Genomic DNA, 21,277 nt, shown 5'->3' with positions numbered 1-21,277 from the left:
GACAATCGTAGCGGAGCGCATAGGCTTCCAATGACCTTGCTCCAGCAACTCGGCATGGCCGTTCCCATCATACAAGCGCCCATGGCAGGGGTTTCCACGCCGAAGTTGGCCGCAGCAATTTCAAATGCGGGTGGCCTCGGCTCAATCGGGATTGGCGCAGTCGATGCTACTGCTGCTCGAAGCATGATCGATGCCACGCGCGCTCTTACCGAGCGCGCATTCAACGTGAACCTATTCGTTCATGCAACAGCGAAACCGGACGCAGCGAACGAGACGCGGTGGCTCGAGGCACTTCGCCCCCTGTTCCAGCGCTTCGGTTCCACGCCACCCGACACTCTCAAGACGATTTACACCAGCTTTGCCGATGATGATGATATGTTGGCGATGCTCGTGGAGGCTGCGCCGCCTGTCATCAGCTTCCACTTTGGCGTCCCATCATCGGACCGCATCAACGCGCTGAAGAACGTCGGCTGTTTGCTGCTTGCTTCCGCAACAAGCCCTGACGAGGCGCGGAGCATCGAGGCTGCGGGGATCGACGTCGTCGTAGCGCAGGGCTGGGAGGCGGGTGGCCATCGGGGCGTGTTCGATCCCTCAGGGCTCGACGATCAGCTTGGAATGGCTGCACTAACAAGGTTGCTGGTGAGACAGGCCAGCATCCCCGTCGTCGCCGCAGGCGGTATCATGGACGGTCAAGGCATCCGCGCGACACTGAACCTTGGTGCCATAGCGGCGCAACTCGGCACAGCTTTCATTGCTTGCCCAGAGAGCGGCGCAGATGAAGCGTATCGCGCCGCACTGTCCGCTACTGGTGCCAGCCACACGATCATGACGCACGCAATCTCCGGTCGGCCTGCGCGTTGCATTGCTAACCGGTTCACGGAATGGGGCGCGTCGGCCAAGGTTGCAGTTCCAGCCTATCCGATTGCGTATGACGCCGGGAAAGCGCTGAACACGGCGGCCAAGGCCAAGGGGGAGAACGGCTTCGGCGCACAATGGGCGGGCCAAGGTGCTCCTCTTCATCGCGCTATGCCCGCGGCTGATCTGCTCGGATTATTGTGGCGGGAAGCGACAACTGGGTAAGCTCGGCGTCGCTGGATGTCTGCTTTCCACCCTATCGCAACGTTAGCCGCTGCCGATTGGCATCGATCCAAAGCGGCCCGGCGAAAGTCGCCTAAAGCCGGACGTGGCGGCTTGGTTTGCCGATCCCAATAACGGACATGGCCAGGGCGTTAGGGCAGCTCTCTAGAGATGACCGAGGTTCGCAATTTCCTAATCGACTGGGTCTCGGGAAGGAATGAATCGCGCCTGGAAGCCACTCTGCTCTTCCGAGGCAAGGCTTCGACGCAAGCCGTTTGACGTGGAATCCCACAGCATGATGCCTCGCGTCCCAACCGGTGGATCGAGGCGCGACAGCAGTCGCGACCGCAGTTAACGGCGCGTTGAACATTGGGACATGCGCGGGGGGCGGTGTCTGCGGCGGTAAACTGGGGGGTCAATAATCATGAAGGCAATTCACCTGGCGGCTGTAGCCGTGTTCTCGTTCGGCACGACGTCAGCTCAGGCGGCCGTATTCAACTGGAAGATCTCGGGGGCATTCACCGGCTCGGGCCAACTGACGACGACGGACACTCCGTTCATCTATGACAAGCTGGACGATCCCATTTCCGGTCAGTCAGGTTCCGGCTATCTTGTGACGGCGATGACCGGCAAGTTCGCCAGCCGGGGTTCCACGCTCCGCGATGTGTCGCTGGTTAAGGCGGATCCGAACGCCGCTCCCTACTGGGCCACCAATCTCCTCTATCCAAGCGGAGCTGCGCCGTTCCTCGACAGCGGGGGGTTACTCTTCAAAACCAGCGTTCGCACCTATGCCCTGTTCGGAATGGAAACATGCAGCGCCTCTAGCGGCGCCGGCGATGCGACCGACTGCACCATCGCTCCTGCCATTGGGTATCCAGGGATCGGAGAGAGCAGAGCAGTGACATTCACGATCACAGCCGTGCCTGAGCCCGGCACTTGGGCCATGATGCTAGTCGGCTTCGGCATGGTCGCAAGTGTGGCTCGCTATCGCCGACGTAAAACCAATATCGTCTACGCCTGACAGATTGATACTCCCGTCAGGTGATGCGAGGGCCGTCGGAGCAATCCGGCGGCCTTTTGCTTAGAGGCGGTCTGACCGCCGACTGTCTGCAATCGACCCAACATCCGACCTCGATCCCATGACACCGGGGATCATCGCACCCCGGTGTCATCATCATCGAACCCGGGTCGTCCAATCGGCTGCGCCCGATCATGCCACCCACTCGTTCGATATTCATGATTCCTGCCGATTGGCTGCCCGACCCCTATATCCTGATGCTCACCGGGTTCGGCCTGCTCACCGCTTTGGTGGTGTGGTTGCCACTGGTGCTGCGCAAACTGCCGCTGTCGTTGCCGATCGTGTGCATGGCGCTGGGTGCGGCCCTGTTCTCGTTGCCGCAGGTGACGCTCAGGCCGCTGCCGTACCTGTATCCCGAGATTACCGAGCGGTTCGCGGAGTTCGTCGTCATCATCGCGCTGATGGGCGCGGGGCTGAAGATCGACCGTGTGTTCCGCTGGCGCGACTGGGCGGTGACGTGGCGGCTGCTGGGCATCACCATGCCGCTTGGCATCCTGGCCATCACCGTCGTCACCGCGTTCGGCATGGGCCTGCCCTGGGCGATCGCGCTGCTGCTCGCCGCCAGCCTGGCGCCGACAGATCCGGTGCTGGCCTCCGATATTCAGGTCGGCCCGCCGAAGACCGGCGACGAGGACGAGGTGCGCTTCGGCCTGACGTCGGAGGCGGGGCTGAACGACGGGTTCGCCTTTCCCTTCGTGCATCTCGCCGTCGCACTAGCGACTGTGGCGGGCACGCACGAGGGATGGTTCGGCGAATGGCTGACATACCGTGTGCTGTGGGAGGTATTCGCCGGCATCGGGGCAGGCTGGGCGATCGGGCGGCTGTTCGGCTGGCTGACCTTCCATGTCTCGGCCGAGAGCAAGCTGGCGCAGACCGGCGACGGGCTGATCGCACTGGCCGCGACGTGCATCTCGTACGGCTTTACCGAGATCATCCATTGCTACGGCTTCCTCGCCGTGTTCGTGACCGCGCTGACGTTCCGCAACACGCATCGCCAGCATGATTTCCACCACGACATGCATGACGTGACCGAGCAGATCGAACGGCTGGCGATGATGGTCCTGCTGCTGCTGTTCGGCGGGGCGCTGGTCAGCGGCCTGTTCTCGTCGGTGTCGTGGATCGAAGCGGGCGTCGCGCTCGTCATCCTGCTGGTCGTGCGGCCGGTGACGGGGCTGATCGGGCTGATCGGGCACCGCGCGGACCGGTCGGAAAAGCTGACGCTCGCGTTCTTCGGCATCCGTGGTGTCGGCACGATCTATTACCTCGCGTACGGCCTGAACCATATCGACGGGTTCGATGGTGAGCGGTTGTGGGGGCTGGTCGGGCTGGTGGTGCTGTTCTCGATCGTGCTGCACGGGTTGACGGTGACGCCGATCATGCGCGCGCTCGACCAACAACAGGGCCGCGACCCCGATCGCGACGATCCGGTGATGGGGGCGGGATCATGAACCGCCCCACACCGTTACGCATTCCATCGCGCACGTCCGTTCGCGATACCGCCATCAAGGACCGATGCCGATGAACGCAGCCGAAGTCTTCACGACGCTCGATATCGAGTTGAAACCCGATCCCTCGCGCACCGTGATCCGGCCGTTCAGCTTCGGCTATCCGAGTGCCTTTTCCGGCGATCATCCGCCCCGGCCGGAGGTGGTGGTGGACCGGGTGCAGGCACTTGATCCGGCGATGCGCGCGCGGATGCGCGAGTTGCTGCTGGCATCGATGGGGGAGCGGCACCGCAATGTCGAACAGGTGCTGATGCGCCGGTTCGAGGAAGTACGCGGCGATATCGGCGCCGGCGACTTCGACGATGACGAACGGCTGCTGATCGGCGCGTATTTCAGCCAGGAATATGCCTTTGAATCCGCCGCGCTGTTCAACCCCAGCGTCGTCGCGCTGACCGAGGAGGAACCCTCGCAGCCGGGGGCGGTCCGCTTCATCCTGTCACTGCGCGGGATCGGCGAGGGACATATCTCGTCGATCACCTTCCGCACCGGCGAATGGGTGCCGGCCAGGGACGGGCAGCCCGACCAGCTGGTGATCGATCCGCCCAGTCAGGAAGCGGTACCGCCCCGGATCGACCGGCAGGACGACAACTGGATACGGCTGGTGTGTGCCGACAGCGAAGACGTGTCGGAGACGATCATCTTCCCCATCCTGCCCAGCCAGCGCCAGGGGGTGGAGGATCTGCGTCTCGTCAACTTTACCGATCATGACGGCGTGCGCAGCATCATCGGCACCTACACCGCGTACGACGGCAAGGATGCGCGCCAGGAGATGCTGCGCGGCGTCGATCTGCGTACGGTCGAGATGCGGCCGCTGACCGGCGCGATGACCGGGTACAAAGGCATGGCGCTGTTCCCCCGCCGGATCGACGGCCGGTTCGTGATGCTGGGCCGGCAGGACAACGAGAATATCTGGCTGCTTCGCTCCGACGATCTTTACAGCTGGGAAACCGGCACACCGATCATGGCGCCGAAATATTCGTGGGAATTCGTGCAGCTGGGCAATTGCGGATCCCCGATCGAGATCGACGAGGGCTGGCTGGTCTTCACTCACGGCGTCGGCATGGTGCGCGGGTATTGCGTCGGCGCCTGCCTGCTCGACAAGGATGATCCGTCGAAGGTACTGATGCGCACGCCGTCGCCCTTGCTGTTCCCCAGCGCGGAGCAGCGCGGCGGGTATGTGCCCAACGTCACCTATAGCTGCGGCGGGATGCTGCACGGGCGGCGCATCCTGTTGCCCTATGCGATCGGCGACGAATATTCGGCCTTCGCAGTGGGGCAGGTGGACGACATCCTGTCGGCGATGGTGCCGGCGTGAATGGTCCCGGTCGCCAGGGATATTCTGGCGTCACCGATCGCTTTCTCCGCAAACCTGCCCATAAGGAACACACCCGATGACCGACGACACCGCCATCCAGGCCCGACGCCGCGAAATCGCGGTCGAGCATGTGCTGTTCAAGCTGATCGAATATGTCGAGGGCAAGCATCCCGGCCTGCTCGATATGATCGAGGGCAGCCTGGACCATCTCGGCGACCCGGCGCACGACGACAGCAAGGACGACGAGGCGGTGCGCGCCATCGCTCGCAAGATGATCGTCGGCGCCCGCACCGAAAACGCCAAGACCCGGAACGCCAAGGCTGATTGACCGCCGCTGTCCTACACCGCCCGGCGATGATAGATACCGGGCGGGATTTGACACTCTGGCTGTTCGTGGGGCGGCGAAAGGTTGTTTAGGTCGGTTTTAGGCCTAACCTTAGCCTAACTTTCCACGCCGCAACCCCTCCTGCACCGCGATCGCCGCGGCATAGGCGGAGTCGGCGCGGCGGGTGCCGTCGGCCAGCGTGTGAAGCAGGCCGTTGGGGCAGGGGCGCTCGTCGTCCCAGCCGGGATGGTCGAGGATCGGGTACAGGCAGATACCCTGCACCGGCACCCCCAACGCTTGCGCCAGCCGAACCTCGCCGGCGACATGCGCTAGCCAGGCGGGGCGGGCGTCGCCCTCGATCCCCGTCTCCGCCACGAAGATCGGGCGGCCGTACCGGGCATAGGTATCGGCGAGAATGCGGTGGAACGGCTTGGCCAGCGGGTGGTGACGGTCGATCGGCGGGCCGCCATGGATCCACTGATTGTTGTGGTAGTAATTGACGCCGACGATATCGAGCAGGTCGGGCCGCCCGCCGATCTGCGGCCAGATGCGCCCCGAAATCAGGTCCCATCCCTGGAACTGCGCCTGCCGGTGGCCCTCGGCATGGGGCGCATCGGCTGGCCGGGCGGGGTCGGTGATGACGTTGATGACCGGATCGACATGGACGAAGCGGGCCTGTGGATCGACCGCCCGGATGGCATCCATCGCGACGATCGCGGCGCGAGCGAGCTGGACCTTCAACTCATAGCCACGCCCGCGCGCAAAGGGGTTCAGATACGCCGCATCACCCCCGCCCCATGACAGGAACGAAATTTCGTTGACCGGGCAATAGAAGCGCGTGCCCGTCGTCCGCGCGGCGATGACCTGCGCAGCTGCGGTCGCGAAGGCGGCGAAGCGGGTGACGAAGGCGGGGCTCCACACATCGATATCGTCGGGCCAGCCATAATGGAGCAGGTCCCAGATCACCTCCGTCTCGCTGGCGGCCGCGCCGGCGCGCTGGTGGTCAAGGCTGGACCAGTCATATACGCCTGGCTTACGCTCGATCAGATGCCAGCGCAGGCCATCGCGGACGGTGCGGATGCCGTGCGGGTGGAGGGTGCGGTAATCCTGTTCGGCCTGCACGTCGTGGCGGGTGGCGGCGATCACGTCGACCCGCTTGCGATCATGGGCGCGACGATGCGTGGAGCATTCAAAGCCACCCTGCCAGAAGCTGCGGAACAGCGGTTCGGGTGCTGGCGGGGCCGGGCGACGGACGGCGTCAAACAGGCGCTGCCATTGCGGCACGACGGCCTCGACCGCGTAATCGCGGGCGACCTTGCCATGGAGGGCCTCACCCAGCCGATGGCGCAGGGGGGCGTCATCGATCAGCCGGAGCATCGCAGTGGCGACTGCGGCGGGGTCTTCGTGGGGGACGAACAGACCGCTGACGTCGTCCTCGATCTGCTGGAGCGCGCCGTTGTCGGGCGTGGCGATTACCGGCAGGGACGCAGCACCCGCCTCGGCGATGACATGCGGCATCCCCTCGCCGCGCGACAGCCAGACGAAGATGTCGAGCGCGGACAGCAATGCGGGGATGTCGGCGCGGTCGCCGAGGAAGCGGAGCGCGCCGTCCAGCCCCGCCGCGTGCGCCTGTTCGCGCAGGCGCAGCGCATAGTCGGGCATGAACGCGTCCGGCCCGCCGATGACGAGGAAGCGCGCGTCGGGGCAGACGGTATGAACGAGGGAGGCAGCGGCGATGAAATCCTCGACGCGCTTCTTGGCGTCGAGCCGGCCGACCCAGCCGATCAGCGGCGCATCGGCCGCGATGCCGAGCGACGTGCGCATCGCCGCCCTGTCGACATGTCGATACGCCGACATATCGACCATCGACGGTATCTCGATTGCGTCCTGCTCGCGCCCCGGCATCCGCGCGGCCGCAGCGTCACGGATCGAGGCGCAGACACCGACATAGCGGGTGGTGAAATGCTTCGGCCCGGCCAGTGCCTCGGACACCAGCCCGCCATGCTCGATCAACGGCGGGCGCAGGTGCAAGCGTTCGAGCGCGGGGTAGATATCCGCCACGTTCTGACACGACACGATCGCGTCGTAACCCGGCACGATGCTGGCGAGATAGGCGACCGTCGCGTCGAACGACAGGTGATACGGGGTGGTATCGACCTTCACCCCGATCGCGGTCAATTGCGCGTGCGTCTGGTCGGGCATCCCCGGCTTGTGAAAGCAGGCGACGACGTCGATCGTATAACGCGCCGGATCGAGCGATTGCGCGATCAAGCGTACCTCCGTCTCCTCGCCGCCCACGACCAGCCAGGCGAAGACGAACAGGATGCGCATCGGGGCTTGCGGCACGGCAGGTAACGCAGGATCGAGGATCAATCGACGCCCTTGAACACGATCTGGAGAAACTCCGGCCGATCCTTGACGAGGTGGCGCAAGAAGTCCGGCGCTTCCTCGATCGGCACGACATGGGTGATGAGCTGCGCGCGGATGTCGTCACCCCGCTCGGCGAGCAGCGCGACCGTCTCGTTCGCCAGCCGGCGCTTGTCCCACGCCGTCGCCATGCCGCGCGGCACGCGGTTGATCTGCGCGCAGCGGAGGTTGAGGCCGTTGTGGTGGAACTCCTCACCCAGCCGCAACCGGTCGGCGCCGCCCTGATAGAAGGCAAGGTCGATCACCGTGCCCTGCGGGCGCAGCGCCTGCATCGCGGCGTGGAGCGAGGCGCTGTCGGCGCGGGTCTGGAACACGAGATCGGCCCCGCGATCGTCGCCGCCATGATGCCAGCGCGACTTTGCGTATGCCCACGCATCCGCCTCGACCATCGGCACGAGGCCGAGGCAGGCGGCGCGGGTACGGCGGAATTCGGAAGGATCAGCGATCACCACCTCGCTGGCGCCGGCCCCTTGTGCAAACAGCGCCACGAACAGCCCGACGATGCCGGCGCCGATCACCAGCACCGGCCGGTTCTTCACGCCCGCCCCGAAGAAGGGCGCAGTCGGCCCCAGCATTTCGGCATCGGCGTGGAGAATGCCGTTGGCGGCGATTGGCCCCATCTGGCCGACATAGATGCCGAGGATCGGGTCGACTTCAGGCGGCAGCTTGGTCAGCACGTCATGGAAGGGATCGGCGGTATGGCCGGTCTTGTGTCCGAAGACCGCGCCGATCGTGTCGCCGGGGGCATAGTCCCACGCGTTCGACTCCACGACGCGCGCGGATTCCATATAACCGAGGAACGGCACCGGATAATGCTGCTGCGGCTCGCCGTGCACGAACACACCGCGCCCGGCATCCCAACGCGCATGGAGATAGGGATTTGTATTCTTGACGAAGGTCAGCTCGGTGCCGGCGGAAAAGCCTGTGTAGAGCATGTCGAGCCGGACCTGCCCGTCACCGGGCGGACCCTCGTCATAGCCGTGCAGATACGCCTCGCCCGGCCGTTCGACGCCCAGCGAGCGGATATGGCGCCACTCGCTCATACGGCCTTCTCCTCCCTATTCGCTTCCAGCGTGATCGCGGTGCCGGTGCGCGCGGACTCGCCGATCGCCAGCGCGACACGGTGGGTTTCGACCGCATCGGCATAGGGGCAACGGATACGGTTTTCCTTGCCCTGTACCGAGTCGATGAAATCGCGATCCTCGCGCCACACCGGATCGCCTTCCGCGCCGCGCACCGGCCGGCCGCGACCGACATCGACCATCAGGTCGCGGTCGGTCAACTCCACCGCCAGCTTATCGCCGAACAGGTGCAGCCCGACGCGGTGGTTCCAGCCGAGCAGGCAGGTGGAGGCGAAATTGGCGATCGCGCCGCTGCCGAATTGCAGGCTGGCGGTGCTGACGGTCGGCACGTCGAGGCCGGGGAACTCGGCGCGATCCGTATGACCAGCCAGACCGAACACGCGGGTCACGTCGCCGGCCAGATAGCGCGCGAGGTCGATCAGGTGCGTGGTCTGTTCCACCATCTGCCCGCCCGACTGGTCCGCGTGCCACCACCACTCAGGCGGGGGCGTGGAATCGAGCCAGTAGCCGGACATCAGCCGCGCCGGATTGTGCGCGAGCAGCGCGCGCACCTCGTCCACCGTATCGAGATAACGCCAGTGATAACCGACCGCGGTGACGATGTTCGCCGCGGCGACCTCGGCCGCGATGGCGTCGGCGGTGGCGATGTCGAGCGCGACGGGTTTCTCGACGAAGAACGGCAACCACCGCGCGATGGCGGCGCGTTCGGGGGCGCCGTGCGCGAAGGGCGGCACGCAGATGTAGAGCGCATCGACAGGTACCGCATCCAGCATCGTGTCGATATCGGTGAAGGCTTGCGCGCCGAACCGCGCGGCCGCCTCATCAGCGCGGGCGGCGTCGACATCGGCGATGGCGACGATCTCGACATCCTCAAACTGGTCGAGGACGCCGAAATGGCGATGGGCGATGCCGCCCGCGCCGATGAAGCCTATTCTGGTCATGCGTTTCCCGTCAGGTCGCGGTGCGCCGCTGATTTCTTCGGCATAGATCGTCGCGGTATCGCGGATCATGCGGTCGGCGTCGTAATGGGCGCGCTGGTGGTCGCTCGCGGTCGCGGCGATGGCGCGCAGGCGATCCCGATTGGACAACGCGTCGATCACCGTCGCAGCGAACGCGGCAGCGTCGCCGGTGGGGGCGAGCCAGCCGGAACGGCCATGTTCCACCATCCCGGCATTGCCCGGCGCGTCGCTAGCGACGACCGGCAGTCCTGCCGCCATCGCCTCCAGCGCGACCAGCGACAGCCCCTCGAACCGCGACGGCAGCACCAGCAGGTCGGCCGCGGCCATCAGGTCGGGCAAGTCGCCACGCTGGCCCAGCATCCGCACCGATCCGGCAAGGCCGCGCGCCGCGATCTCGCGCGCGATCGTCCATGTTAGCGGGCCATTACCGGCCAGCAGCAGTGTGACGCGCGGATGCGCGGCGCGGATCGCGGGCATCGCATCCAGCAACAGCCGGTGGCCCTTCTGCTCGGCGAAGCGCGCCGCCATCAACAGCACCGGCCCGTCGTCCAGCGCCCAGTATCGCCGCAAGGTTGCGCGCGATTTCGTCGGCGCGGCCGGCGGGGCGACGCCGTTCGGGATCGTCGCCAACCGGTTGCCCAGTTCGGTACGGGCGTGGCTGTCGGCAACCGCCTCCGACACCGCGATCAGACGGTCGACATGGGCCAGACCGGCACGATGCGCGGCGCATTGGTCCGCATCGGTCAGCAGATAGGGGAGGTGTTCGGTGCGGATCACGCATGCGCCGGCCTCATGCGCGGCTCGCGCGCTGGCATGACCTTCCCAGCCGATGCCGGCATGGACATGGACGATATCCGGCTGCGCGCGGGCGAACCAGCGTGACAGGTCTTCGCGGTCGGCGGGGTCGATCGCCTTCACCGTCAGGCCACGCGCGCGGGCGCGCGCCAGCAGCCCGGACGCGGGTGTCGCGGCGACGACGATATCATGATCGCCGCGCAGGCCATCGGCCAGCGTCAGCATATGCTCGCCCACGCCCGATGGCGCCGGGCTCTCGGTGACCAGAAACAGCCTTGGTCGCTCGGTCATGCTGCGACCGTCACCCGGTCGATCATCGGAACCAGATCGGGCGCGAGACGGCGATACGTGGCCAGCGCCTGCCCGACGACCTGATCCATGTTGTAGTAACGGTACGTCGCCAGCCGCCCGACGAAACTGACATCCGGCAACCCATCGGCGAGCGCCGCATACCGCCGGTACAGCGCCTGATTTTCCGGGCGCGGGATCGGGTAATAGGGATCGCCCTCGGCCTGCGGATATTCGTAACTGATGCTGGTGCGCGGCGCCGTCTGGCCGGTCAGGTGCTTGTATTCGGTAATGCGCGTGTACGGCACATCGGGCACGGGATAGTTGACGACCGCGACCGGCTGGAACTGCGCCACGTCATGCGTCTCATGCCGGAATTCCAGGCTGCGATAGGGCAGCGGGCCGAAGCGATGACCGAAATACTCGTCGATCGGCCCGGTATAGACGAGGTGGTCGGCGCGCACGTCGCAATCGGCGTAGTCCACCCCGGTCTGCACGGTGATGTTCGGGTGATCGAGCATGTTCTCGAACATCGCGGTATAACCGTTCAGCGGCATCGCCTGATGCCGGTCGCCGAAATAGCGGTCGTCGGTGTTGGTGCGGGTCGGCACGCGCGCCGTCACCGCCTTGTCGAGTTCGGAGGGGTCGAGGCCCCATTGCTTGCGCGTGTATCCACGGAAGAAGGTCTCGTAGAGTTCCTGCCCCACTGCCGCGACGACGACGTCCTCCGACGTCACGATCTCACGCGGTTCGGCGCGCGCCATCAGGAACGCAGCGGTCGCGGCATCGTCGTGCAGGTTGAGACCGTAGAGCGTGTTGAGCGTGGTGCGATTGATCGGGATCGGCACCAATTTGTCGCGCACGCTCGCCAGCACGCGATGTTCGTACCCGCGCCATTTGGTGAAACGCGACAGATAGGCGAACACGTCGTCGCTGTTGGTGTGGAAGATGTGCGGGCCATAGCGGTGGACCATGATGCCCGCCGCGTCATGATGGTCGAACGCGTTGCCGGCGATGTGCGGGCGCCTGTCGATCACCAGCACGCGCTTGCCCGATCCCGCCGCCAGCCGCTCGGCCAGCACCGATCCGGCGAAGCCCGCGCCGACTACCAGCGCATCATAATGTGCGCGGCGTCCGGCTGGGTGGATGGCGGGGGCCACGGGAATCCGCCTGGGCAGCATCTTCGCCTTCATGCCCGCGAAGGTCCGGTCCCATGAGGTGGCCGCCAACAGCGCATCCGCCTCGTCCCGCCATGCGCCCTCGGGCGCCAGCGCCACCTCGCATGCGGCGACGAACGCGGGCGCGTCGGCCGCGATCGCCACGCCAGACAGGTCGCCATAATGGCGGATCACATCGACGATCGGGGTCGACACCACCGGCTTGCCAGCCGCGAGATATTCGGGAGTCTTCGTCGGGCTGATGAACCGCGTCGCCGCGTTGATCGCAAACGGCATCAGCGCGACCGACCAGCCGGTCAGATAGGCGGGCAGCTCATCATAATGTCGATTGCCCAGCCAGTGGATGTTCGCGCGGCGGGGCAGGGTGGCGGGGTCGATCTTCACCACCGGACCGACCATCACGATCTGCCAGTCGGGTCGGGTCGCCGCGATCGCGTCGATCAGGTTCAGGTCGATGCGTTCGTCGATGACGCCGTAGAAGCCGAGCTTCGGCCCGGCGATGCCACGCTGATCCTCCGCCTCGGCAACGCCTCCGCGCGCCGCGGCGAAATGCGCGACATCGACTGCGGAGGGAAAGGGCGTGATCGCGTCGTGGCGGTCGCACTTGGCCTCGTACAGGCTGTACCCGCCGGTGAACATCACATCGGCGCGCGCGATCAAAGCCGCCTCGCGTTCGACCAGCAACGGGTCGGCGAACGCAAAGGCCGACAGCTCATCCATGCAGTCGTACACGACCAGCGAACTGCGCAGATGGCCGGCGAACCCCGTCATCATCGGCGTGTAGAACCACAGCACCGGATCAACCGGCATCGAGGTCGCGACCAGCATGTCGAGCAGGTCGCGCAACCCCGCCTCCACCTGCTCGCGGCCCCACCAATGCGGCACGCGCGGGCGCAGCGCGATGATGTTGTCGGCGGGAAACGGATGATATTCCAGATAGGGGAGCGGATGATCGCAGGCGATCGGCTCTTCCCAAAAGAACACGCGACGCTCGGCCGCGAAACGCTTCATCAGATGTTGCGGCCGCTGCGTAACGAAATCCCAACGCAGGTGGGAAAAGCAGATCAGCGGGGCGGGGAGAGGTTCGGACACCAGCGATTCGGAAGAAAAAGGAGCGGGTCCGTGCATCTTATTCTCCCCCGGGAAGAAACCGCTGTTCGCCACCTGCTGGAGGAAATCAATTAACAGGTATCAATGTTGCCATATTTATTTAACCATATTTGCTCCAGCAATGGTCGCAGTCGTTCGATCGTGTGCGGCCACGTCCATTGCGCCAGCACCGTATCGCGCGGCAAGAACGTTGCGGCATCGGCGCGCATCGCCATGATCCCGGCCGCCAGCTCGCCGGGCGCGACGCAGCGGCCGGTGTCGGGCAGGATGTATTGCCGCCCACAGACCAGATCGTCGGTACACAGCACGGGCAGACTGGCGAGCATATATTCGGTCAGGATCGCCGGCGCGCCATCGTCACGCCCGCACACCACACCGAACCGCGCGCGGTTCATCAGCCGGTTCACCTCGTCGATCGGCACGCCGGGCGGGCCGATGCAGTCGACCAACAGACCGGCATCGGCGATACGCGCACGCAATCGGTCCGCCTCCTCGCCATAACCGAATACGAACAGCGCCCGGATGGCGCGGGGCAGCGTCTCCAGCGCGTCCAGCAACAGGTCGTGCCGCTTATATCCCTGCGCGGCCGCGACGTAGATCAGGTCGTAATCCCTGGGGCCGCCCAGCGGTTGGTGCTGGTCGATCGCGGCAAATTCGGGACCGACCGGCATGATCGCCGTCGCCATGCCGGGATGCCGCGCCTCGACCTCGTCGGACTGCCACTCAGCCCCCGTCAGCACCAGATCGAACCGCGCACTGACCTCGGGCGGCACGCGCAATGCCGGCGCGTCGATCGAGTTGTAGAGGATGATGCTGTTACCGCACGCCTCCAGCAGCGCGGGCGTGACGCCCAGGCCATAGACGACCAGGATATGCGGCGCGCCGTGCCTCTGCACGAAGTCGAGCATCGCGCGATTGTCGAACGGCGGGGCGGGATCGTCGATCGGGAAACCGCGATAGCCGAGCCTTGGTCCCGCCGATCGATGCGATCCACTGCCACCCCGCTGGTGGTGCCAGATCTCCGCCCGCGCGACGATGCCGGCCGCGATGCAGGCGAGCGGCAGCCGTTCGAGATAGCTGCCCGTCACCGCGGGCGGATCGCCGGTTGGCTCGGACCACGGGTCTTCCTCCGGCCACGGCGCGGCATCGCCCGGATGCCAGTCGACCCGGTCGCTGACGACCACCAGCGACGGCACCTTCGTTCGCGGAACGGCCGTCATGCTACAGTCCGATCCAGCAACTGCGCCAGCGTAACGGGCGCGAAGCCGCGCGGATCGACGCCGACATCGAACTGGCGCAGCATCGGTTTCAGCCGGCCGTGGCTATGCCCGTGCAGATTAATCGCGCCGCGATGCTGGCCGTTCCACGAGCGGAAGGGATAGTGGCACAGGATCAGGCGCGTGCCGTCCACCTCGATCTCGCGATAATCGCCGGTGCTGGCCCAGCCGGGGGCGGCGAGCGTGGCGTCGGGATCGTTGTTACCGCGCAATAGGTGCTTCCGACCGTTGAGGCGCGCAAGCAGGTCGCCCACGTCGGCGGGCCGGCGGGCGACGTCGCCCAGATGCCAGACCTCATCCTCCGGCCCCACCACCGCGTTCCAGCCAGCGACCAGCGCCGCGTCCATCGTCACGGTGTCGGCAAACGGGCGGCGCTGGATGTTGATCGTGCGGTGATCGCCGAAATGCGTGTCAGCGGTGAAGAACACCGTCATGTCCAGTACAGCACCCGCGCCGTCGGCAGGGCGCGCTCCAGCGCCGCGAGGAAGAACCCGCGCAGCCGCGCCATCGTGTCGGCATCATACACCTGTTTCTCGGTGCCGAACTTGGTCCGCTTCGTCACCCGGTTCTGCGCCGTCATGTCGAGCGCCGAACCGGGATACCAGCTGTCGAGCACCGCCTTCGATCCGGTGGTGAAGCGATGGGTGATGAGCTCGATCGTCAGGTCCAGATCACGCGCCCCCGTCAGCACGGTCGCGGCCATGTCGATCAGCTCGCCATACGCCTCCTCCCAGCCCGGCGCGGCGATGATCGGCGCGATCGTCAGGCCGACGGGATAGCCGGCATCGACCATCCGGCGCAGCGCAGTCAAGCGCTGCGCGACGGGTGCGGTCCCGCCCTCGAACCGGGCGAAGCGGGCCGGGTTGATCGACGCACGCATCCGGGTGCGGCCATTGTGTTCCAGCCCCAGCAGCGGCTCGACATCGGCGAACTTGGTGGTGAAGCGCAGTTGCGCGTCCAGCCCGGCGCGCCCGAACCACGCGATCATCGCCGATAGCGATCCGGTGACCGGCTCGATACCCAGCGGATCGGTGTAGCACGATGCCTCAAACGTGGTGCCCTCATGCGCGCGGGCGCGGTTGGCCGAGGTGATCGTGCCGCGCCCGACATAGCCCGGCAACGCCTCCAGTATCTGGTCCAGGTTCGCATAGACGCGGGTGATCGGCGCGCCCTTCAGCGATCCGGCGAGGTAGCAATAGCTGCAATGTGCCGGGCACCCCGCCGCCAGGTCGACGCGCCAGTCGGCGCTGGGCGCGATCGGTTCCAGCTTCAGTTTCGATGGCGGCGCGACGACCACCGCCAGCGTCGCCTTCGCCTCGGCATAGACGCGGCGCGGATCGTCGGGCGTCGCCATGACGACGCGGTCGCCCGGCAGCTCGATTACCTCCGCACCCAAGGCAGAGGCACGCTCGACGATGGCCAGCGCATGCGGCCATGCCCGCGCCGCGCGGGTGACGAGCACGCGGCGCGGCACCCATAGACGCGGCATTGCTGGGGCGGCGGGGAAAGACGATGCCATATTTCACCAACGCGCCGGTTGGACGCTCCGTTCAGATCATGGGGTCCGATCCGGCAAAGAAGCCATAATGGTTATAGACCCTTAACCATTCGGTTTTATCTCTGTCCGATGGCCCAGGTTCGTCCCAACGTCGCCCAGATGCTGCACCCGGCCTCGTTCCCCGCCGCGACCGGCATCGCCTATTACCTCGTGGCCAGCGCATCGCTGTTTCTGACCCGTGGCGGTGACGGTATCGCGACGTTCTGGCCGTTGAGCGGCCTGCTGTTCGCCATCCTGCTGATCGTGCCGCGGCACCGCGTCGGATGGCATATCGCCGCGGCCGCGATCGCCAGCCTCGCCGCCAATCTGGGATCGGGCAACGCCTTGTCGGTGTCGATCGGATTTACCGTCGCGAACATGGCGGAATCCTCGTTCGCCGCGTGGTTGCTGCGCATGCGTGGCAAATGCCAGGTATCGTTCACCGATCCCGCCGGGCTAAAATGCTTCTGCATGGCCGCGCTGCTGGGCGCGACGGTCGGCGCGACGATCGCCGTCGGCATGGCACCGGTCGCTTCCGCCAATTTCTGGCTTTCCTGGTTTTCGACCGACCTGCTGGGCGTACTCGTCGTGACGCCCATCATCCTGATGGTCGCCAGCGCCTATCGCCGCAACCGGCTGGGTGCGGCCCGCAAAATGCTGCCGGATATCGTGGCAATGCTGGGGTTCGTCACGCTCGTGTCGGGACTGACCTTTGGCCAGTCGACCTATCCGCTTCTCTTCCTGCCGATGCTGGCGGTCATCATCGCGGCGTTCAGGCTCGGCCCGTTCGGGGCGGCGGGTGCCGTGCTGATCGTCGCGGGCGTCAGCTCGGTCGCCGTCAGCATCGGGTCCGGGCCGCTGATGCTGGTCCATGCCACTCCGCTCGCGCGGAGCCTGTTCCTGCAATTCTATCTGCTGACGCTGTTTGCCGCCGCGCTCCCGATCGCGGCACTGCTCGCCGCGCGCGAACGGATGGCGATCATGCTGTCGGAAAAAATGCGCCTTCTCCAACTGGCCGAAAGCGGCGCGCATGTCGGCCACTGGCGGCTCGATGTCACCGCCCAGACGCTCACCTGGTCGCAGGAGGTGTTTCGCATCCACGGCATCGACGATGGCGACCCGCCGGCGCTGGCGAACGCGATCAACGCCTATCACCCCGATGACCGGGCGAGCGTGACCGCGCATATCCAACGGGCGATCGACCAGTGCGACGCCTTCGAATTCACCGCCCGGATCGTCCGGCCGGATGGCGGGATACGCCACGTGTTTTCGCGCGGAGAGATCGATCACATCGCCGATGACGGTTCGTTCGGTCTGTTCGGGATCATCCGCGACATCACCGCGCAGATCGCCCAAGAGGAAGCGATGGAAAGCGCCCGTGCCCAGGCGGAGGAAACGGCGCGACAGGCAACGATCATGGCGGAAACCGATCCGTTGACGGGCATCGCCAACCGCCGTCGCACGACCTGTGCGCTCGATCAGGCGATATCGGCCGCGCGCCTGTCTGACCGGCCATTGTCGGTCGCCATGTTCGACATCGACCATTTCAAGCGCATCAACGACACCTATGGCCATCAGGCCGGCGACGAAGTGCTTAAACGGGTCGCGACCGATGCCGGCGGTCAGCTGCGCGGTGCCGACACGGTCGGTCGTTTCGGCGGTGAGGAATTCGTCATCGTCCTGCCCGATGCGACGGCGCAGACCGCGCTGCTGGTCGCCGAACGCGTCCGTCTCGCGATCGAGCGGGGCAGCGACAATCCCTGCGTCACGATCAGCATCGGCGTCGCCGAACTGGCGACCGGCGAAGCATCCGGCACATTGCTGCGCCGCGCCGATCAGGCATTGTACCTGGCCAAGCGGGAAGGCCGGAACACCCTGCGCCTGGCTGCCTGAGGTCAACCGCTACCCCGATTGCCGGCGATCGCGATCGACATTTCGCTGCGGCGGGGGACCGCAAAGATTGGAAAGCTGGGACTCCTGGCGCAGGCCAGCGGGATTCTGTGTCGATCCCTCCTTTTGGCAAAGCGCCATCGCCGGCTTGCGGGGATGCGTTACCTGAAAGACAGAACGCTCAACGACCAACTTTCTTGGATATGCGATGCACAGTGATTCTGGCGGTACGATCCCCAAGATTGCCATGGACACGTCATCCCTGCCGGAGGCCGAGCAGTTCGCCTATTGGGCTGCGCATTCAGGCGGCGCCCGATTGCAGCAGCTTGTGCCGGGGCCATTCCTCGCGCGGGGCGACCTCTGGAATCTTGGCGGATTGCAGGTGACCGTGATCGAGGTCGATCCGTTCGTCGCGATCCGTGACCGCCCGCTCGTCAACGCGGTCAGCGCCGATTACCTGCAACTCGTCCAGTTGCTTGAAGGCACCATCATCTTCGAGTGTGAGGGCGAGACGACGAAACTGGAAGCGCCCGTCTCCTTCATCCGCGACTATGGCCAGCCCAGTACCGCCACATCGACGCGTATCCGCTGCCTGATCCTGTATTTTTCGCGCGATTTTCTTGAGGAAGTCGTCGGCCCGGTCAGCTTCCAAGGGCCGCTCGCGCCCGTTCCCGAACTCACCCTGCTGCATGACATCGCGGTCGAGATGATCCGGTTCTTACCCGTAGCGATGGCGAGCAGCGCGCCGCTCTATGCAACGATCCTGCGCGATCTTGCTGCCTCGGCGATGGTTCGGGCCGGCGCCAGCCAGCGCACCGACCAATTGTCGTTGCTCGCCGCGGCGAAAGCCTATGTCGCGGCGCAACCGCCCGGAACCCTGTCGGTCGCCGGCATCACCGCCGAACTCGGCATTTCGCGGTCGGTGCTATATCGCCTGTTCGAACGCGACGGCGGCCTCCTCGCCTATGACCGGATGCGTCGCCTGCGCGCCGCGCACCGCGCGATGTGCAACCCGCTCAACACCAGCACGCTCGTCGAACTGGCCGCGCGCTACGGCTTTCGCGATCAGGCCGCCCTCCTGCGAAGCTTCCGCAACGCATTCGGATCGACGCCGAGCGAGCTACGCCAACATCACGCGGGCACCGAGCTGTCGGCAACCAGAACGCCGTCCGACGACATTCGACACGCGATCGAAAGCATCGACTGACGGCCATTTGTGGGGGATGCTGGCGTTCAGCGCCATGTGGCCGCATCTACCAAAGCATGTGATCGGTAATCACGCCGAACCTGACGAGGAAGCCCAGCGTCGCGCCGATCAAAAGAAGGGTCAGGTACACCGCGATAGCTCGCGTCCGGCTTCGACGGTCCGTCTTGTAGCTCATGCTTGATCACCTCGCCGCTGACGCTGTCGCCAGGGTGAACGATCCAAACAACGTCGGCAATTCGCATGCTCGCTCTCCGTCTCCCCGTCGGTCCGGGCCGGCACGTCGACTGCCACGTCGAACAAGCTGGCGGGCGGCGGAGCGAGCATCATCCCGCTGTTGATCGGTGCCGGCATCATCGCGGGCGCGACCTATCTGATCATCGATCACGAAGACGATAAGTCGGACAGCAACTAAGCTGGAATGGGCCGGGTGATACTGGCCCATTTTTTCACGTAACGAAAAGACGATCCGGGCCTCTACCGCCCGACGGACTTGACCCCCGCGCGGGCAAGCTCACCGCGCATCCGGCCGCTCAACCAGCATCCATACATGACGAAGTCGGCCGCCAAACTCCACAAGGGGTATTGGAACGTCGCCGGGCGATTCCGCTCGATCAGGAAATGCGCGATCCACGCGAACAGATAGCCGCTGATCGGCATCAGTAGGAACAACTGCCACCGGCCCGTGACCAGTCCCGCGATCAGGCAGGCGATGACTAGCGTCGTCCCGGCATAATGCAGCGCACGGGTGGCCGGCCTGCTATGCTCGCGCAGGTAATGGAGCCAGAATTCTTCGAAGGTGGCGATGCGGTTCATCCGGGATCCGTTCGGCTTGGGCGTTCAAACGGAGCCGATCATGCGCCCCGCGCCCGACACCCGCAACCGACGCGTCGCTGTCCTACAGGGGCTACGGTGGTACAAGGCAGGCCATCATCACCGCTGCGCTCTTTCCCATCGTCGACCATGCGGAAAGGACCGGTTTAGGCCTTACCTTAGCCTAACTTTCCGTCATCCCGCCCGGGGAACTTCCGCGACCGTGCCGCGCTCCTCCATGAACGCCACACCCGCAAAGGACGCTCCCATGCCCACCACCCTGACCGCCAGCTTCGATACCCGCCGCGAGGCCGAGATGACGGTCGAGCGACTGGTGCAGGAACAGGGCATCGACCGCGCCGCGATCGTCATCGCCACCGCGGGCGATGACAACAGCGCAGGCGAGGAAGTCGCCGGCGCCGATACCGGCGCCCCCGGCTCCAGCGAAGACGCCGCGCTGAACGGCCGCATCACCGTGACCGTTGATGTCGCCGACGACGCACAGGCCGGCGAGATCAAGACCGCCTTCGCCGAGTTCGATGGCGATACGGTATCGGCAGGATAAGGCCCTCTACCGAACCGTCACCATCGTCACCGACCGCGCCGGGACGGTCAGCGACAGCTGCCGGTCCGTAAGCCGCACGCCGTCCAACCGGACGGGCACGAACGGGTCCGCCTTGCCGAACTCGATCCGCGTGTCGATGCGGCTGGCCGTCAGCGTTTCGGCCGTGGCGGTGCGGCCGGTCGTGCCGGCCAGCACGGCCGTGACGGGCGTGGGCTGGTCGGGGTGCAGGTTCACGATCGACAGGTGCAGCGCGCCGCCCGCGTCGCGGCTGGCCGATACGCTGACCTGCGGCATCCGGCTGGCGCCCTCGACATAATCGGGGGTGCCGACATCGACCGGGATCTGCGTCGCGCCCTGATGCACCTTGTACAGATCGAACACATGCCAAGTCGGCGTCACCACCATTTCGGCCCCGCGCGTCAGGACCAGTGACTGGATGACGTTCACCATCTGCGCCAGATTGGCCATCCGCACCCGGTCGGCATGGCGGTTGAAGATGTTGAGGCTGAGGCCGGCGATTACCGCGTCGCGCAACGTGCTTTCCAGATACAGCGCCGACGCGCCCTTTTCGCTGGCGAACCACGCACCCCATTCGTCGACCGCCAGCGCGACCTTCTTGTCCGGGTCGTAGCGGTCCATGATCGCCGAGTGTCGCGCGATCAGCTCGTCGGTCAGCGTGGCGCGCGCCAGCGCCTTGGCCCAGCCGGTCCGGTCGAAGCCGACATTGCGGCCCTTGTCGTACCAGTCGTTGCCCGCAAAGGTGTAGAAGTGGAGCGACAGGCCCCACATCAGCGGCGTGTCCGACGTGAGCGCCAGCGGCGACGGATCGGGCCGCCACTTCATCGCCTTGGC

16 protein-coding genes and 1 pseudogene are annotated in these 21,277 nt (G+C 65.7%); 8 read left to right on the top strand and 9 right to left on the bottom strand.

Annotation, left to right across the window (positions count from 1 at the left end):
• The first annotated feature begins 30 nt into the window (after positions 1 to 30).
• The 5 genes and pseudogenes from ASG67_RS17260 to ASG67_RS17240 all read left to right on the top strand — a co-directional run bounded on the left by ASG67_RS17260 (position 31) and on the right by ASG67_RS17240 (position 5,303).
• A complete protein-coding gene (locus tag ASG67_RS17260; RefSeq protein WP_056532756.1) occupies positions 31 to 1,080 on the top strand; it encodes an NAD(P)H-dependent flavin oxidoreductase in 1,050 nt (349 codons plus the stop codon).
• Between the two features lie 907 nt (positions 1,081 to 1,987).
• Positions 1,988 to 2,098: pseudogene (locus ASG67_RS19920) on the top strand (PEPxxWA-CTERM sorting domain-containing protein); the annotation flags it as partial.
• A 215-nt stretch (positions 2,099 to 2,313) separates the two neighbouring features.
• Positions 2,314 to 3,603: a cation:proton antiporter gene (locus ASG67_RS17250; RefSeq protein WP_056532750.1), complete on the top strand. Its 1,290-nt coding sequence runs from the start codon at positions 2,314 to 2,316 to the stop codon at positions 3,601 to 3,603.
• A 70-nt stretch (positions 3,604 to 3,673) separates the two neighbouring features.
• The gene (locus tag ASG67_RS17245) at positions 3,674 to 4,975 is read left to right on the top strand and encodes a glycoside hydrolase family 130 protein (protein ID WP_056532968.1); all 1,302 of its coding nucleotides are present in this window, start codon (positions 3,674 to 3,676) and stop codon (positions 4,973 to 4,975) included.
• A gap of 76 nt (positions 4,976 to 5,051) precedes the next feature.
• Positions 5,052 to 5,303 (top strand): hypothetical protein, encoded by a 252-nt coding sequence (locus tag ASG67_RS17240; protein WP_056532748.1) that lies wholly within the window; start codon positions 5,052 to 5,054, stop codon positions 5,301 to 5,303.
• 108 nt (positions 5,304 to 5,411) lie between these two features.
• On the opposite strand, the gene ASG67_RS17235 is transcribed toward ASG67_RS17240, so the two are convergent.
• From ASG67_RS17235 to ASG67_RS17210, 7 genes are read right to left on the bottom strand one after another with little or no spacing between them, the layout of a single operon-like run.
• Entirely contained in the window at positions 5,412 to 7,673 is a 2,262-nt protein-coding gene (locus tag ASG67_RS17235) for a glycosyltransferase family 4 protein (RefSeq protein ID WP_235535280.1), read from the bottom strand.
• A complete protein-coding gene (locus ASG67_RS19290; RefSeq protein WP_200940831.1) occupies positions 7,670 to 8,770 on the bottom strand; it encodes a zinc-dependent alcohol dehydrogenase in 1,101 nt (366 codons plus the stop codon). Before ASG67_RS19290 ends, ASG67_RS17235 begins: the two co-directional genes overlap by 4 nt.
• Complete coding sequence (locus ASG67_RS17230; RefSeq protein ID WP_200940830.1) at positions 8,767 to 10,854, bottom strand: glycosyltransferase; 2,088 nt, start codon at positions 10,852 to 10,854, stop codon at positions 8,767 to 8,769. The genes ASG67_RS19290 and ASG67_RS17230 overlap by 4 nt, the downstream gene beginning before the upstream one ends.
• The gene (gene glf / locus ASG67_RS17225) at positions 10,851 to 13,157 is read right to left on the bottom strand and encodes a UDP-galactopyranose mutase (protein WP_056532964.1); all 2,307 of its coding nucleotides are present in this window, start codon (positions 13,155 to 13,157) and stop codon (positions 10,851 to 10,853) included. Before glf ends, ASG67_RS17230 begins: the two co-directional genes overlap by 4 nt.
• Before the next feature lie 53 nt (positions 13,158 to 13,210).
• Positions 13,211 to 14,359, bottom strand: a complete 1,149-nt coding sequence (locus tag ASG67_RS17220; protein ID WP_235535279.1) for a glycosyltransferase — start codon at positions 14,357 to 14,359, stop codon at positions 13,211 to 13,213.
• A complete protein-coding gene (locus ASG67_RS17215; RefSeq protein ID WP_056532743.1) occupies positions 14,356 to 14,850 on the bottom strand; it encodes a metallophosphoesterase family protein in 495 nt (164 codons plus the stop codon). Before ASG67_RS17215 ends, ASG67_RS17220 begins: the two co-directional genes overlap by 4 nt.
• Entirely contained in the window at positions 14,847 to 15,905 is a 1,059-nt protein-coding gene (locus ASG67_RS17210; RefSeq protein WP_235535278.1) for an SPL family radical SAM protein, read from the bottom strand. The genes ASG67_RS17215 and ASG67_RS17210 overlap by 4 nt, the downstream gene beginning before the upstream one ends.
• Before the next feature lie 138 nt (positions 15,906 to 16,043).
• On the opposite strand from ASG67_RS17210, the gene ASG67_RS17205 reads away from it, so the two are divergent.
• Entirely contained in the window at positions 16,044 to 17,846 is a 1,803-nt protein-coding gene (locus tag ASG67_RS17205; RefSeq protein WP_056532737.1) for a sensor domain-containing diguanylate cyclase, read from the top strand.
• Between the two features lie 205 nt (positions 17,847 to 18,051).
• The gene (locus ASG67_RS17200) at positions 18,052 to 19,050 is read left to right on the top strand and encodes a helix-turn-helix transcriptional regulator (protein ID WP_082543625.1); all 999 of its coding nucleotides are present in this window, start codon (positions 18,052 to 18,054) and stop codon (positions 19,048 to 19,050) included.
• A 474-nt stretch (positions 19,051 to 19,524) separates the two neighbouring features.
• Here the strand turns inward: ASG67_RS17200 and ASG67_RS17195 are convergent, their stop codons facing one another.
• A complete protein-coding gene (locus ASG67_RS17195) occupies positions 19,525 to 19,863 on the bottom strand; it encodes a DUF962 domain-containing protein (RefSeq protein WP_056532731.1) in 339 nt (112 codons plus the stop codon).
• Positions 19,864 to 20,128: 265 nt separating this feature from the next.
• On the opposite strand from ASG67_RS17195, the gene ASG67_RS17190 reads away from it, so the two are divergent.
• Positions 20,129 to 20,425: a hypothetical protein gene (locus ASG67_RS17190; RefSeq protein WP_056532728.1), complete on the top strand. Its 297-nt coding sequence runs from the start codon at positions 20,129 to 20,131 to the stop codon at positions 20,423 to 20,425.
• Positions 20,426 to 20,431: 6 nt separating this feature from the next.
• Here ASG67_RS17190 and ASG67_RS17185 read toward each other — a convergent pair.
• Positions 20,432 to 21,277, bottom strand: an 846-nt coding sequence (locus tag ASG67_RS17185; RefSeq protein ID WP_321163553.1) for an alpha-L-arabinofuranosidase C-terminal domain-containing protein, incomplete at its 5' end; no start/stop codon positions are given.

Origin of the sequence: Sphingomonas sp. Leaf339 (assembly GCF_001426195.1) — a bacterium.
In the GTDB taxonomy this organism is placed as follows: Bacteria; Pseudomonadota; Alphaproteobacteria; order Sphingomonadales; family Sphingomonadaceae; genus Sphingomonas.
Note: the sequence above shows the minus strand (reverse complement) of the source record. Positions and strands in the feature narration are given on the sequence as shown.